General features: G+C 59.1%; 16 protein-coding genes. 11 read left to right on the top strand and 5 right to left on the bottom strand.

The annotated features are described in order from the left end of the window. Window positions 1-67: 67 nt before the first annotated feature. From livH to PSH96_RS07130, 4 genes are read left to right on the top strand one after another with little or no spacing between them, the layout of a single operon-like run. Window positions 68-991 (top strand): high-affinity branched-chain amino acid ABC transporter permease LivH, encoded by a 924-nt coding sequence (livH, locus tag PSH96_RS07145; protein ID WP_017137212.1) that lies wholly within the window; start codon window positions 68-70, stop codon window positions 989-991. Next, window positions 988-2241, top strand: coding sequence for a high-affinity branched-chain amino acid ABC transporter permease LivM (locus tag PSH96_RS07140; protein ID WP_122526786.1), 1254 nt, complete (start codon window positions 988-990; stop codon window positions 2239-2241). Before livH ends, PSH96_RS07140 begins: the two co-directional genes overlap by 4 nt. Then, window positions 2238-3005: a high-affinity branched-chain amino acid ABC transporter ATP-binding protein LivG gene (livG, locus tag PSH96_RS07135; protein WP_056857478.1), complete on the top strand. Its 768-nt coding sequence runs from the start codon at window positions 2238-2240 to the stop codon at window positions 3003-3005. The genes PSH96_RS07140 and livG overlap by 4 nt, the downstream gene beginning before the upstream one ends. A 1-nt stretch (window position 3006) precedes the next feature. Continuing rightward, a complete protein-coding gene (locus tag PSH96_RS07130; RefSeq protein ID WP_017137209.1) occupies window positions 3007-3708 on the top strand; it encodes an ABC transporter ATP-binding protein in 702 nt (233 codons plus the stop codon). A 50-nt stretch (window positions 3709-3758) separates the two neighbouring features. On the opposite strand, the gene PSH96_RS07125 is transcribed toward PSH96_RS07130, so the two are convergent. The 4 genes from PSH96_RS07125 to PSH96_RS07110 are packed head-to-tail and all read right to left on the bottom strand — an operon-like array spanning window position 3759 to window position 7752. Continuing rightward, window positions 3759-5051 carry an MFS transporter gene (locus PSH96_RS07125; RefSeq protein ID WP_305458444.1) on the bottom strand — a complete coding sequence of 431 codons (1293 nt, stop codon included), beginning with the start codon at window positions 5049-5051 and terminating at the stop codon, window positions 3759-3761. A 12-nt stretch (window positions 5052-5063) separates the two neighbouring features. After that, complete coding sequence (locus PSH96_RS07120; protein ID WP_305458443.1) at window positions 5064-6041, bottom strand: hypothetical protein; 978 nt, start codon at window positions 6039-6041, stop codon at window positions 5064-5066. Between the two features lie 23 nt (window positions 6042-6064). Then, entirely contained in the window at window positions 6065-6760 is a 696-nt protein-coding gene (locus PSH96_RS07115; protein ID WP_305458442.1) for a hypothetical protein, read from the bottom strand. Continuing rightward, the gene (locus tag PSH96_RS07110) at window positions 6760-7752 is read right to left on the bottom strand and encodes a hypothetical protein (protein WP_305458440.1); all 993 of its coding nucleotides are present in this window, start codon (window positions 7750-7752) and stop codon (window positions 6760-6762) included. Before PSH96_RS07110 ends, PSH96_RS07115 begins: the two co-directional genes overlap by 1 nt. Window positions 7753-8514: 762 nt before the next feature. On the opposite strand from PSH96_RS07110, the gene PSH96_RS07105 reads away from it, so the two are divergent. From PSH96_RS07105 to PSH96_RS07090, 4 genes are read left to right on the top strand one after another with little or no spacing between them, the layout of a single operon-like run. Continuing rightward, entirely contained in the window at window positions 8515-8820 is a 306-nt protein-coding gene (locus tag PSH96_RS07105) for a DUF2282 domain-containing protein (RefSeq protein ID WP_058421711.1), read from the top strand. A gap of 23 nt (window positions 8821-8843) precedes the next feature. Beyond that, window positions 8844-9731, top strand: coding sequence for a DUF692 domain-containing protein (locus tag PSH96_RS07100; protein WP_305458437.1), 888 nt, complete (start codon window positions 8844-8846; stop codon window positions 9729-9731). Further along, window positions 9728-10504: a DUF2063 domain-containing protein gene (locus PSH96_RS07095; RefSeq protein ID WP_305458435.1), complete on the top strand. Its 777-nt coding sequence runs from the start codon at window positions 9728-9730 to the stop codon at window positions 10502-10504. Before PSH96_RS07100 ends, PSH96_RS07095 begins: the two co-directional genes overlap by 4 nt. Then, a complete protein-coding gene (locus PSH96_RS07090; RefSeq protein ID WP_305458433.1) occupies window positions 10501-10986 on the top strand; it encodes a DoxX family protein in 486 nt (161 codons plus the stop codon). The genes PSH96_RS07095 and PSH96_RS07090 overlap by 4 nt, the downstream gene beginning before the upstream one ends. Here PSH96_RS07090 and PSH96_RS07085 read toward each other — a convergent pair. Then, window positions 10977-11891: a LysR family transcriptional regulator gene (locus PSH96_RS07085; protein ID WP_305458431.1), complete on the bottom strand. Its 915-nt coding sequence runs from the start codon at window positions 11889-11891 to the stop codon at window positions 10977-10979. The two genes, PSH96_RS07090 and PSH96_RS07085, sit on opposite strands and share 10 nt — an antisense overlap. A 103-nt stretch (window positions 11892-11994) precedes the next feature. Here PSH96_RS07085 and PSH96_RS07080 point away from each other — a divergent pair, with 103 nt between their 5' ends. The 3 genes from PSH96_RS07080 (at window position 11995) to PSH96_RS07070 (ending at window position 15082) form a co-directional block, all read left to right on the top strand. After that, entirely contained in the window at window positions 11995-12594 is a 600-nt protein-coding gene (locus PSH96_RS07080; RefSeq protein ID WP_305458430.1) for a short chain dehydrogenase, read from the top strand. Window positions 12595-12690: 96 nt separating this feature from the next. Then, window positions 12691-13362, top strand: a complete 672-nt coding sequence (locus PSH96_RS07075; protein ID WP_056857489.1) for a COG3650 family protein — start codon at window positions 12691-12693, stop codon at window positions 13360-13362. A 106-nt stretch (window positions 13363-13468) separates the two neighbouring features. Next, window positions 13469-15082, top strand: coding sequence for an NAD(P)/FAD-dependent oxidoreductase (locus PSH96_RS07070; RefSeq protein WP_058421705.1), 1614 nt, complete (start codon window positions 13469-13471; stop codon window positions 15080-15082). Window positions 15083-15173: the final 91 nt, after the last annotated feature.

Genomic DNA, 15173 nt, shown 5'->3' with positions numbered 1-15173 from the left:
AACACAGTGCAGGGCCGGAACATGACTCCACCAGTGAAATGCGTATCGGGTTTTTAGGAGCGCTGTAATGCCTGAGATCTATCATTTTTTCCAAACGCTGGTTAACGGCATGACCGTTGGCAGCACCTATGCCTTGATAGCCATTGGCTACACAATGGTTTACGGCATCATTGGAATGATCAACTTCGCCCATGGCGAGGTGTACATGATTGGTTCCTACGTGGCCTTCATCGCCCTTGCCGGGCTGGCCATGCTGGGTATCCACTCCCTGCCGCTGTTGATGACCGCCGCGTTCCTGGCGTCGATCGTCGTGACCAGTGCCTATGGCTACAGTATCGAACGCGTCGCCTACCGCCCCTTGCGTGGCAGCAACCGTTTGATCCCGCTGATTTCCGCCATCGGCATGTCGATTTTCCTGCAGAACACCGTACTGCTGTCCCAGGACTCCAAGGACAAGTCCATTCCCAACCTGATCCCGGGGAGCTTCTCCTTCGGCCCAGGTGGCGCACAAGAAGTGCTGATTTCGTACATGCAGGTGCTGGTTTTCGTCGTTACCCTGGTGGCGATGCTCGGCCTGACCCTGTTCATTTCCCGCTCCCGTCTGGGGCGCGCCTGCCGGGCCTGCGCCGAAGACATCAAGATGGCCAACCTGTTGGGCATCAACACCAACAACATCATCGCCCTGACCTTCGTGATCGGTGCCGCACTCGCAGCCATTGCGGCGGTGCTGCTGAGCATGCAGTACGGCGTGATCAACCCCAACGCCGGTTTCCTGGTAGGCCTCAAGGCCTTTACCGCAGCGGTCTTGGGCGGCATCGGCAGTATTCCGGGCGCGATGCTCGGCGGGCTGGTGCTGGGTGTGGCTGAAGCCTTTGGCGCCGATGTGTTCGGCGACCAGTACAAGGACGTCGTGGCGTTCGGCCTATTGGTTCTGGTGCTGTTGTTCCGTCCGACCGGCATCCTGGGCCGTCCGGAGGTTGAGAAAGTATGAGCAGATATCTTAAATCGGCGTTTTTCAGCGCCTTGCTGGTATGGGCTGTGGCCTTTCCGGTACTCGGCCTCAAGCTGAGCATTGTCGGCATCAACCTGGAAGTGCATGGCACCGGTCCCACGACCTTGACCATCATCGCCCTGTGTTCGGTGCTGATGTTCCTGCGCGTGCTGTTCACCCAGCAGGTCGGTGCGTTTTTCAAGGGCAACCGTGGCCCGTTGGTGTCGCCCAAGGTCAGCCAGTTCCTGACCCTGCCGCGTACTCAGCGCTACATCATCATCGGTCTGATCGTGGCCGCATTGATCTGGCCGTTCTTCGGCTCGCGCGGCGCCGTCGACATCGCCACCCTGATCCTGATCTACGTGTTGCTGGGCCTGGGCCTGAACATCGTGGTGGGCCTGGCCGGTTTGCTCGACCTCGGTTATGTGGGTTTTTATGCCGTGGGTGCCTACACCTACGCGCTGCTCTCGCACTACCTGGGCTGGGGCTTCTGGATCTGCCTGCCACTGGCCGGCATGGCGGCGGCCACGTTCGGCTTCCTACTGGGCTTCCCGGTGCTGCGCCTGCGCGGTGACTATCTGGCAATCGTGACCCTGGGCTTCGGTGAAATCATCCGTCTGTTCCTGCGTAACCTTACCGATATCACTGGTGGCCCCAACGGCATCAGCAGCATTCCCAAGCCAACGTTCTTCGGGCTGACGTTCGACCGCACTGCAGCCGAAGGCATGCAGACCTTCCACGAATACTTCGGGATCGACTACAACCCGGTGAGCAAAGTGGTGTTCCTGTATTTGGTGGCGTTGTTGCTGGCATTGGCGGCGCTGTTCGTGATCAACCGTCTGCTGCGCATGCCGATCGGCCGCGCGTGGGAAGCGTTGCGCGAAGACGAAATCGCCTGCCGTGCGCTGGGCATGAACCCCACAGTCATCAAACTCTCGGCCTTCACCCTCGGGGCAACCTTCGCCGGTTTCGCCGGCAGCTTCTTCGCCGCGCGCCAAGGCTTGGTGACCCCGGAATCGTTCACCTTTATCGAGTCGGCGATCATTCTCGCCATCGTGGTATTGGGTGGCATGGGCTCGCAACTGGGCGTGATTCTCGCGGCGATCGTGATGATCCTGCTGCCGGAAATGATGCGTGAGTTCAGCGAATACCGCATGTTGATGTTCGGCGCCATGATGGTGCTGATGATGATCTGGCGTCCCCAAGGTCTGCTGCCGATGCAACGCCCACACATGGAGCTGCGCAAATGAGCCGCGAGATCCTGAAAGTCGAAAACTTGAGCATGCGCTTCGGTGGTTTGCTCGCGGTCAACGGCGTGGCCCTGACCGTCAAAGAGAAACAGGTTGTGGCGCTGATCGGCCCGAACGGCGCCGGCAAGACCACGGTGTTCAACTGCCTCACCGGCTTTTACAAGCCGAGCGGTGGCAGCATCCTGCTGGATGGCCAACCCATCCAGGGCCTGGCCGGTCACGAGATCGCCCGCAAGGGCGTGGTGCGTACCTTCCAGAACGTGCGCCTGTTCAAGGACATGACGGCGGTCGAGAACCTGTTGATCGCCCAGCACCGGCACTTGAACACCAACTTCTTTGCTGGCCTGTTCAAGACCCCGGCGTTCCGCAAGAGCGAGCGCGAGGCCATGGAATACGCGGCGTACTGGCTGGACAAGGTCAACCTCACCGAGTTTGCCAACCGCCCCGCCGGCACCCTGGCTTACGGCCAACAACGCCGACTGGAAATCGCTCGTTGCATGATGACCCGCCCGCGGATCCTGATGCTCGACGAACCGGCCGCCGGCCTGAACCCCAAGGAAACCGAAGACCTCAAGGCGCTGATCACGGTGCTGCGTGAGGAAAACAACGCCACGGTGCTGTTGATCGAACACGACATGAAACTGGTCATGAGCATTTCCGACCACATCGTGGTGATCAATCAAGGCACACCTTTGGCCGACGGTACGCCGGAGCAGATCCGCGACAACCCGGAAGTGATCAAAGCCTATTTGGGGGAAGCGTAAAATGCTGCAATTCGAAAACGTTTCCACTTTCTACGGCAAGATCCAGGCGCTGCACAGCGTCAACGTGGAAGTGCGCCAAGGTGAAATCGTCACGCTGATCGGCGCCAACGGTGCCGGCAAGTCGACGTTGCTGATGACCCTGTGCGGTTCACCCCAGGCCCACAGCGGCAGCATCCGCTACATGGGCGAAGAACTGGTGGGCCAGGCCTCCTCCGAGATCATGCGCAAGAGCATTGCCGTGGTGCCCGAAGGCCGCCGTGTGTTCTCGCGGCTGACGGTAGAAGAGAACCTGGCCATGGGCGGGTTCTTCACCGACAAGGGCGACTACCAGGAGCAGATGGACAAAGTGTTGCACCTGTTCCCACGGCTCAAGGAACGCTTCAGCCAGCGTGGTGGCACCATGTCCGGCGGCGAGCAGCAAATGCTCGCCATCGGCCGGGCGCTGATGAGCAAGCCCAAGCTGTTGCTGCTCGACGAGCCTTCGCTGGGCCTGGCACCGATCATCATCCAGCAGATCTTCGATATCATCGAACAGCTGCGCAAGGACGGTGTGACGGTGTTCCTGGTGGAGCAGAACGCCAACCAGGCGCTGAAAATCGCCGACCGCGCCTACGTGCTGGAAAACGGCCGGGTGGTGATGCAGGGCACCGGGGAGCAGTTGCTCACGGATCCGAAAGTGCGTGAAGCCTATCTCGGTGGCTGAGCCATTGAGGTAAACAAAAACGGCCCTCGGGCCGTTTTTTTTATCGCCGCTTAAAGCGTCGCAACCCATTGCCCCTTGCTCGCGCGCTGGCCTGCCAGCATCAATGCCCCGCCCAATAGCAACAGGCCCGCCGCCAGGAAGATATACGCGCCGTACACATCCAGCGGCGCGTCGAAATAGCCGATGACGCGCTCTGCCCTATTCAATGTCTGAGAACACACCAGCGTACCGGTCAACGAGGCGATGGCCAGTACCGGCGTGACCGTTGCGGACACACGCCCCATGTAGCCTTCAGGCACGGCTTCCTGAAGCATCGGCCCTTGCACAATCGCAAACACCGAGAAGAACAACCCACAGCTGAACATCAGCGCCCAGGCCAGGTAAAACGGCGGATGCAGCGAATACGCCAGGTAACTGAACCCCATGCACAGCAGCGCAAAGGTAAAGGCCTGACGCGTGCTCAGTGACTTCAACAGCGGCCGGACCAGCACGGCAGCAATCAACCCGCCGACCGGGAACGCTGCGAGAATCAGGCCGTATTCATAAGGGCTCAAGCCCAAGGTTTTGAATGCGTACAAGGACAATGCGACGTTATTGACCCCCAGGGAAAACCCGTACAACGCGACACCGATCAACAACGTCCTGATCGAGGCGTGCCCCCAGGAAAACCGCAGCCCTGCGAGCACTCCATGCCAAAAGGGCAGCCGTTGCTGCTCGGCCAGCAAGGTCCGGCGCAGGCCCTGGGTAGACGCGATGCACAGGGCCGAACAGGCAAAGGCCAACACATTGATCAGCAGTGCCAGGGCGGGGCCCACCCAGACAAACAAGGCCGGCCCGAGGGACGCCGACAACACTGAAATGCCCGTCAGGGAAAACATTGCCTTGGCCGATGCTTCAACGCGTCGTGCCGAAGGGATGACCACTTGCATGATTGCCTGGCGTGACGGGTTGAAAAACTGTGCGGCCGTGCTGTTAATCAACAACAACAGCAGCACACCGACGAGCACTTGCATCGGGTCCAGGCCGGCCAGCGAATAGATCACAAAAAAGATCAGGAAGTTGAGCACCCGAATCCCGTCCGCCGCGATCATCACGTACAGCGGCGTCATCCTGTCCACCCAAGCCCCGGCCAGTGGCGCTACCAATACACGCGGTATAGCCGAAGCCGCCACTGCCAGGCCTACGGCCGTCGGCAAGAACGCACTGTCGTGAAACAAGTCAGTCACCAGCCACACAATGACGGTGCTCTCGAAAACGAACTCGCCAAACGATGAGAGGGCTTGCCCCAGCCACAGGAATGAGAAATTTCTGCTGATGAAAAAATCTGCAAAGCGGTTCTTCACAGCCACATTACCTTATTGGTCGTCACTACATTCAAAGGACTCAAGCAACCCCTGGGCACAGGACTTGATGGGTTCGGACATACCGAATCTGGCAGCGATTTCGAGGGCCGCCACCGCATTCCTGTTACCTTTGACCGCTTCCCCGATAGCGGTCAGATCCCGCCAGTGCTCCCAGGATGGATCAAAGGGAATAATCGGCGGATGCCTGTCCCGCCAGTAGAACCCCCAGGTCCGCCACCCTTCGTAGAACGTTTGCCAATCCTGCATCAACAGCGGCTTGGCAAAGTTACTGAGTGCCAACGGTTCAGCCAGCGGCTGGAATCGCGCTTCGATACTGCAACGCCAACCTTCGCCGGTATTGGTCGCACCGCCATGCGGGGTAAACGTATTGAACAGCAACACATCACCCGGACCTAATGCGAAGACGTTTTTTGCGCCCAGCACGTCGGGGCAGACTTGCCATCCTGAAGGGTTGAGTGCCAGTTCGAGCGGCAACAGGGTTTCGCCTGGTTTTTTGTTATAAACCGGCAGCGATCCCGACCGCTCATCGACATTAAAAAGGGGCGCCCACAAGGTGATCTGCCGGCCACTGCCCTGCAATTCCGGAAAGTCCTGGTGAACGCCCGGTGAGGAGTGCATGGAAGAATCCAAGGGTGCCAAACCGCGCACCCATTTGATCGGATGAACGAACACCTCATCGGTGTCGAGGAGCAGCTTCATCACCTCAATCACCTTGGGCGCTTGAAAGAGTGCCTCGGTCAACTCGCTGCGCATGACGTCGACAAACTTCAGAAAGTCCGGATCGGGCTGCTCTGGCGCCTTGAAGCGCGGCTGGCCAATCTCGGTAAAACCATCGGTTATTCGATGCTTGCGCAATTGCTCGATGACTTTTTCAGCGAGCAGTGCCACTGTCCGGCTATCGAGCAACTCGCGAACAACGACGTAACCCTCTCGCTCGTAGGCGTCCTTCAGCGGCGAAAGTCCGTTCATTTTTGCAACTCCTTGCGACGCACTCAGCCTGGAAACACCAGCCGGATGGCATAAAGAACATCCCTTTCTTCCGTCAGGCGCAGCATATTCGACGCTGTTTCTTCGTGTACAGCCGGCGTCATTCTGGCCGCCAGCCCTTGATGCTGCCCCTCCAACAACAAGGCATGCCCTACGCGCCCCACATCCAGCAACGCTTTGGCGTAGGCGATATCGGGATCGCCGAATGCTGCAACAGCAAATTGCCAATTGATCCCAAGCAACACCGTGATGCCTTTGCCCCCGGCCCATCCTTGGCCCTGAATGATCTTGGCGACCACCTCACTGTCACTGGCGCGGTCCGTACGCTTGAGCGCTCTGGGCGTATGGTCGAGTAACCAAGCTGCATCCGCCCAGCCCTGCACGCCCTGGGTAACGATCCCGGCAAACAGATGTGTTTCCTGAGCCAATGCCTGGTAGAGGCACCTGAGCAGCGACTCCAGCACCGAAGAAGGAACGTCGCGCTCGGCAACAGACGTAAAGCTGCGTCTTGAAATAGCGCGCTTGACGTCATAGCCGGTCACCAGTTTATCCAGCAGATAACGATGGCTTTGTAGGGCCTGCGGCCGGGTGGCCTGATCAGCCTGCAATTGCTTGAGGAACACATAAGGGCGCTCCCAGTTATGGGTCTCCCACGTATCGGGTATCGACACTTCACTGCCGTGTTGGCTGACATATCTCATTAGTTCCACCCTTCCAGCAAACCGATGGAAAACGCAGGAAGGCCATCCTCCAAAGACTCGTCGGTGAAGTTTTTTGCGTATTCGAAGTCCACGACAAAGCGTGAGGTGTAGTGCCAGTTGCAATAACTGGCCAACGCCGACAATTGCGCCTCTGCGTGACCGGCATCGACGAGCAAGGCGCGAAAACTTCGGGGGTCACGGTAGCGGAACATTGAGCGCCTTACAGCTGCACAGAGTACCAGCCTCACCACCCAGTCGGCATCCGAACTTGAAAGGCGTTCAGCCTCCATTGAGTCGGGCAACTGCGGGGTTATTAATTTAAGTGAACTATGGGTCGGGGAGAAATAATAAACACCCGGCTCAATTATCGAAGAACGATGTATCTCGACAAAACATTCCGTGGGGTGCCGGGCGCCGCCGGAAGGAATGGACTTCTTGAGTAATTCAACCTGGTGATAATCACGCTCGCCGTCGTAATACGCCGGTTGGTGCAAACGCACGCCAAAGGTCCCGGACATAATCATACTGAACTGATAGAAAACAGAGTTTCTTAACTCATCGATGTCCAGATTAATGGCGTCAATGAGTGCAACCTCATTGCCTGACTCAATACTCAACTCAACAGCCGGATACGCATGTTCCTTGACGTAGGCTGCCATGATCCGAGCATCTGCCTCCAACGCCGAAAGGCCTTGGGACATGTCCAGGAAAGGGTGGTTCTGGGTCGCGTGATGATAGCCGGACTTGGGCTGCGCCGGCGCGGGCAGGCAAACGTGGGCCAGCAACGTATCAATGCCGGCCTCACTGAGGGTGTTATCACGTGCAATGGCTTGCTTTACCAGATCGGCATTGACCGCCTGGCCGCAGTGCTCGGCAATGACCTTGCCCAAGCCCTTGGAAATCTTGACGCCATTATGGCCTGACGAGTAGTCAACCCAACATTCTTCTTTACCGTCGTCAAACACTAATGCCGCGGGGTTTATATGATACATGACCTGCTCCTTGAAAGACCTGGAGAGCGAACTCTCCAGGCCCGCTGCTTCTTACTTAGCCACTTTCACTGGCTTAGGCTGGGAAGGCAGTTTTACGTGCATCAAGTTGCAGGTGGCACTTTGCAGGAGAGCGACTTTTACTGCTTTCATCGTTAAATTCCTTCTTTTAGTTTAACTGGACATTATCCAGCAGAGGGGTTCCTGAATTGCGCATTTCATTTGTTGCCGGCCAAAACAAATTAAACAGCCCACTAATAAAAGTCAAACCGAAAAATACTTAAATTTATAACTCGCTGTTCCGCATATACAAAATTATTGTAAACCCCCGATAACGGGGACAAGGCGATTTGCACAGAAAAAAAACCGGATTAAATACATCCCATAAACGCGCAACCTCCGCCCCGCCTATTCAAAGCGTGCCCCCAATGGAAATACCCCGACTAAAACCGGTACTTATATTTAAAAAATAGGATGTATTAAATTACGTCATCTGTACTAAAACCAGATCAGATAAAAGTGAACACTTATTCCGCCAACAGCACTGACCGAACTTCCTCCCTACGCTGTACGTTTAGCCGCGTGAATGGCCAGGCAAGGGAATATCTCAAGGCCCGAGCCCGAGCATTCAGGTGCGCGTGCTCACGGCGACGGGCGAACTGAAATTTTTTTATCAGCCGCTGTAACGCATGGGGGTGCCCCAACTCTAGAGGGGTAAGCAAGCAAAAACGCTTCCTTACCCACCCTCACTGCTGGAGTTACACCATGACGACTAAATCCCGTTCGCTGTCCGCCGCCACCCTCGTTCTGGCCCTGGGTTCGGCCCTGAGCCTGTCCGCCCTGACAAGCACCGCGCACGCCGCCGATGACATGCAGAAATGCTTTGGTGTCGCCGAAGCCGGCAAGAACGATTGCGCTGCAGGCGCCGGCACTTCCTGCGCGGGCACCTCGAAAGTCAAAGACCAGGCCAACGCCTGGAAACTGGTCCCGGCCGGCACTTGCGCCAAGACCCCAAGCTCCACCTCGCCGACCGGTTTCGGCCAGGAAGCAGCCTTCACCGCCAAGTCCTGAAACCCTGCAAACCCTGAGTACTGATGATGACGCTTTTACCCCAGCACACGGTCTCACCGGCTCAGGTGCCCGGCCTCCCCTATCGGGCCGGGCTGGGGCTGAAGAACGAGCACTTTATTGAAGTGCTCGAGACCTCGCCCGATATCGGTTTTTTTGAAGTGCACGCCGAAAACTACATGGTCGCCGGCGGCCCGTTCCATCACTACCTGGGCTTGATACGCGAACAGTACCCACTGTCATTGCATGGCGTGGGTCTGTCCATCGGCGGCGAAGGCCCGCTCAACCGTGAGCACCTGGCACGGCTGGCCATGCTGATCGAACGCTATCAACCCCACTCTTTTTCCGAACACCTGGCCTGGTCCAGCCACGGCCCGGTGTTCCTCAATGACTTGCTGCCGCTGGCCTACGACGCCGCAACCCTGCACCGGGTATGCGAACACATCGACCAGGTACAAAGCACCCTCAAGCGGCCAATGCTGCTGGAAAACCCTTCGACGTACCTGCAGTTCCAGCGCTCGACCCTGGACGAGACGGACTTCATCAGCGAGATCATCCGGCGCACCGGTTGCGGGCTGTTACTGGACGTCAACAACGTCTATGTGTCGTGCATCAATCATCAGCGCGACCCAGTGGCCTACCTCCATGCGCTGCCGTTGAAGGCCGTCGGTGAGATTCATCTGGCCGGTTTTGCCGAAGACACCGACAGCCTGGGCGACCGCCTGCTGATCGATGACCATGGTGCGCCCATCGATAACGCGGTGTGGCAACTCTACGAACAGGTACTCAATCACACCGGCCCCGTCGCCACGCTGATCGAGCGGGATAACCAGGTGCCCGCCTTCAGCGTGTTGCACGCCGAAGCCCAACACGCCGACTGGCATCTGTCACAGGCGAAGGTATTGAAGCTATGAGCGATCAAGCTGCATTTGCCGGCGCCTTGCTCGATTCCGACCAGGCCTGCCCCGATGGGTTGTTCAGCAGCAACGGCGCCGACCCCGCCAGCCGTTTTGCGGTGTATCGAAACAATGTCCACAGCTCGCTGATCAATGCGCTCGCCGCCGCTTACCCGGTCACGCGGCAATTGGTCGGAGATGATTTTTTTCGCGCAATGGCCGGCCTTTACGTGCAAGCCAGCCCGCCCGACAGCCCGTTGATCAGCGAATACGGCAGCACGTTTGCCGCGTTCATCCAGGCGTTCGAACCGGCGGCGAGCGTGCCTTACCTGGCGGACGTCGCACGCCTGGAATGCCTGCGGGTGCGTGCTTATCACGCCGCCGACAGCCAGCCCCTGAATCAGCAGACCATCCTTGAACAACTGCAAGGGCCGACCGACCTGGGGCAGCTACGCCTGCACCTGCATCCGTCCCTGGCCACCTTGAATTCACCCTACGCCGTGGTTGCGGTATGGGCCGCGCACCAGACCGAAGGCGCTATCGCCACCTTGAACCCTTGGTATGCCCAAAGTGCACTGGTGTTACGCCAGGGCTTGGCGGTGAAGGTCTTCGCCATCGACAGCGGTTCGGTGGCGTTTATCAACAGCCTTGACCAGGGGTCAGGCCTGGAAATGGCGGTGGAGCACGCGCTCGAAACATCCGCCGAATTCGACCTCAACCACTGCCTGACGCTGCTGATCAGCCACGACGCCATCACTCATTTGCACACAGAACAAAAGGAATCACCATGAACACTCACCCTCCTTGCCTGGTAAAACGGGCCATCGCTCTGTTCGAAAAAATCCCCTACAGCTTGATCGCCTTTCTCGCACGGTTTTCCATTGCGGCGGTGTTCTGGAAGTCCGGCCAGACCAAGGTTGAAGGTTTTGCCATTGATATCATCAACGGCACCTTCCAATTGGGCGAACCCAAGCTTGCCGCCTCGACCCTGCCGCTGTTTCGCAGCGAATACCACGTGCCGTTGCTGTCGCCGGAAGTGGCCGCGCACATGGCGGCATTTGCCGAGCACTTTTTCCCGGTCCTGATCCTGGTGGGTTTTGCCACGCGCTTCTCGGCCCTGGCGCTGATCGGCATGACCTTGACCATTCAACTGTTCGTCTACCCGGACGCTTATCCAACCCACGGCACCTGGATAGCGTTGCTGCTGCTGTTGGTGGCCAAAGGCCCAGGCCGCCTGTCGATCGACCACCTGATCGCGCGCCGCTACCGCTGAAGACGATCCAGGGCTTCGCCGCTGCGTCTGAACCAGTCCACCAAGTAGTCGGCCAACACTTGGGTTCGGCGCGGCAGGCCACCTTGATAAGGATGCACCAGGTACATCGGCATGCTGCGCGTTTGATAATCACGCAGCAGCCAGCGCAAGCGCCCGTCGGCCAGTTCCGCCGGTAACACGTATGACGGCAGACGGGCGATACCGGCGCCCACCAAGGCGGCTTTTTTCAACAGGTTGTAGTGGTTGGACGCGAAGGTACCGCTGACCCGAACCCGCAGCAGTTCATGTTGCTGGTGATACAGCCATTCTTCACGCCCGCTGTAGTGGCTGTTGAGCAGGCAGGTGTGCGCGGCCAGATCCGCAGGCGTCAGCGGTTCGCCATGCTGCTCCAGGTAGGCCGGGCTGGCGCAGGTCATCTCATGCCAGGCCAGCAGCGGCTTGGCCACCAGCCGCTCGTTGTCCATCGCCCCCATGCGCACGCCCAAATCAAAGCCATCGCGCGCCAGGTCGCGGTAGTTGTTGTTCAGTTCCAGCTCGATCTGCACCTGCGGGTATTGCTGGGTGAATTCCAGCAACAAGCCATCAAAGAAGGTTTCTCCCAGCGACACCGGCACCGTCATACGCACCGGCCCCGCCAAATCGTCCTTAAGCCGCGCCAATGCCTGACGGGCGCGCTCCACCTGGGCCACCAGTGCCTGGGCCTGGGGCAACAACGCCGCACCGGCGGCGGTGAGGCTGAGTTTGCGCGTGGTACGGTGCAATAACACCACCGAAAACTGCGCTTCCAATTGGCTGATGCGCTTGGACAATTGGCCCTTGCTACAGCCCAATTGCTCCGCCGCCAGGGTAAAACTGCCCGCCTCGATCAGCACGGCAAAGGCCGCCAGGTCATCCATTTCGCTCATTGATTGTTTCCAATTGAAAACCAAAGGTTGCCTATTAGCACGTTTATCCACTTAAAAAGCCATCCTAGACTCAAACCTCACTTAATCCCGGAGGAACAGCACGATGAAAATCCTATTGATTGGTGCCAGCGGCACGGTCGGCTCAGCGGTCAAGGCGGAACTGGCGCAGCGTCACGAGGTGATCAGCATCGGCCGCAGCGGCGGCGACTTCCAGGTGGATATCAGCGACAGCGCGTCGATCCGCAAACTGTTCGAACAGACCGGCAAGTTCGACGCGTTGGTCTGCGCAGCAGGCAGTGTGAATTTCGTGGCATTGGGTGAGATGAGCGAAGCCGACTTCGAACTGGGCCTGCGTGACAAGCTGATGGGCCAGGTCAACCTGCTGCTGATCGGCCGCGAATACGCCAACGACGGTGCTTCGTTCACCTTTACCAGCGGCATTCTCAACCGCGACCCGATCCGCACCGGCGCGTCTGCCGCATTGGTCAACGGCGCATTGGATGCCTTCGTCAAGGCGGCGGCAATCGAACTGCCACGCGGCTTGCGCATCAACTCGGTGAGCCCGACCGTCCTGCTCGAAGCCATGGGCAGCTACGCGCCGTACTTCCGTGGCTACAAACCGGCTTCGGGTGCCGATGTAGCACTGGCCTACGCGAAAAGTGTCGAGGGCTTGCAGACCGGTCAGACCTTCATCGTTGGCTGAAATCCAATGTCTGTCAGAATCGCCTGAACCCGGCGAACGGGCTTGTGGTGCGGTGCGAGCCTGCGTAACGTGGCGGCTCTTGTTTGGAGACCCGATATGCGCGCCGCCCGTACCCTTGCTCTGTTTGCCCTGCTGCCCCTGTTCACCGCTTGCCAGATGTTCGAGAGCGAGCCGGCCAAACCGTCTACCGTCGGGCTGACCCGTATGCAGGGTGAACTGACGGCAGTAGGCGGCAAGCTGTTGTTCCAGCCGTGTGGCGACAAACGCAACTACGTAGTCAACGACACCGGCGGCACCAGCGTGCTGCAGGAAGCCGCGTCCCTGGCCGGCCAGCAAGGCGTGCTGTTTGCCGATTTGCGCGGCAAGTTTTCCGGCGTGGCCAGCGGCACCCAGGGTTCGGTCGACCTGCAACAACTGTATCGCGTAGAGCGCTCGACCTCGGCCTGCGACGACCCGGACTTCAAACGCATGATTCTGCGGGCCAACGGCCATAAACCGGCCTGGGCGATGAACGTCACCGGCAAAGGCATGGTGCTGGAGCGCGAAGGCCAGCCGCCACTGGCGGTGCCGTTTGTCGAAGAGCAACTGGGTGACGGCCGTTTCAACCTGATGACCGAAGCCAATAACCAGCACATCGAACTGTGGGTAGCCCCACAGCGCTGCATCGATGCAGTCAGCGGCAGCTTGCAGCACATGACCGCCGAGTTGCGGGTCAATGGCCAGGTCCAGCGGGGTTGTGCGTCATTCGGCGGCTCACGGGACGACTGATTCGGCCTTGGGCTGTTTTAACATGACGGGAATCAGCCTTTGGGGCTTATAATCGCCGGTTTGCAAAACCGCCGGCATCGAAGCCCGCCGCCCACCGGATCCTGTCATGTTACGAATCACCGAACTCAAGCTGCCCATCGACCATCCCGAAGAAGACCTGCGGCCTGCCATCGTGCAGCGCCTGGGCATCGCCAGTGATGACCTGCTCGACTTCACCCTGTTCAAACGCAGCTACGACGCGCGCAAGAAATCGTCGGAGCTGTGCTTCATCTACACCATCGATCTGAACGTAAAGGGCGAAGCCGCCCTGCTGCTCAAGTTCGCCGATGACCGCAACATCAACCCGGCACCGGACGTCAGCTACAAAGTGGTGGGCCAGGCGCCGCAAGGCCTGGTTGAACGGCCGATCGTGGTGGGTTTTGGCCCGTGTGGCATTTTCGCCGGGCTGTTGCTTGCGCAGATGGGCTTCAAGCCGATCATCCTCGAGCGCGGCAAGGAAGTGCGCCAGCGCACCAAGGACACCTGGGGCCTGTGGCGCAAAAGCGTGCTCAACCCAGAGTCCAACGTACAATTTGGCGAAGGCGGTGCCGGGACCTTTTCCGACGGCAAACTCTACAGCCAGATCAAGGACCCGAAATTCCACGGTCGCAAAGTACTGCACGAGTTCGTCAAGGCCGGCGCGCCGGAAGAAATCCTCTACGTCAGCAAGCCGCACATCGGCACCTTCCGCCTGACCGGCGTGGTGGAAAACATGCGCGAGCAGATCATCGCCCTCGGCGGTGAAGTGCGTTTTGAGCAGCGCGTCACAGATGTACTGATCGAAGACGGCCAGTTGAACGGGGTGGTCGTCGACGGCGGCGAGCAGATCCTCTCCAGGCACGTGATCCTCGCCCTGGGCCACAGTGCCCGCGACACCTTCCGCATGCTGCACGGCCGCGGTGTGTACATGGAAGCCAAGCCATTCTCGGTGGGTTTCCGTATCGAACACCCGCAGTCGCTGATCGACGCGGCGCGCCTGGGCAAATACGCCGGGCACCCGAAACTGGGCGCCGCCGACTACAAACTGGTGCACCACGCCAAGAACGGCCGTTCGGTCTACAGCTTCTGCATGTGCCCGGGCGGCACCGTGGTGGCGGCGACTTCCGAGCCGAACCGCGTGGTTACCAATGGCATGAGCCAATACTCGCGCAACGAGCGCAACGCCAACTCCGGCATCGTGGTCGGCATCACGCCCGAGGTGGATTACCCGGGTGGCCCGCTGGCCGGTATCGAGTTGCAGGAGCGCCTGGAGTCCCACGCCTACATCCTCGGCGGCAGCAACTACGAGGCGCCGGCGCAGCTGGTGGGCGACTTTATCGCCGGCAAGCCGTCCACCGCCATCGGCAGTGTGGAACCGTCCTACAAACCGGGTGTGGCCCTGGGTGACCTGGCCCTGGCTCTGCCGGATTTCGCCATCGAGGCGATCCGTGAAGCGCTGCCGGCGTTCGAAAAGCAGATCAAAGGCTACTCGCTGCACGATGCGGTGTTGACCGGCATCGAAACCCGCACTTCGTCACCACTGCGCATTACCCGTAACGAGTCGATGCAGAGCCTGAACGTGAAGGGCCTGTTCCCGGCCGGTGAAGGTGCCGGTTACGCCGGTGGCATCCTGTCGGCGGGCGTTGACGGAATTCGGATTGCCGAGGCGCTGGCGCGGGATATGCTGGGTATCGAGGCCTGACACAAAATCTGAAAATACCGCAGTTCCAATGTGGGAGCGGGCTTGCTCGCGAAGGGGGACTGTCAGTTGATAAATCATCGACTGGACTACC

The sequence above is a fragment of the Pseudomonas sp. FP2338 genome (assembly GCF_030687515.1).
Lineage (GTDB): Bacteria > Pseudomonadota > Gammaproteobacteria > Pseudomonadales > Pseudomonadaceae > Aquipseudomonas > Aquipseudomonas salomonii.
This window is presented reverse-complemented; position numbering and strand designations above follow the sequence as displayed.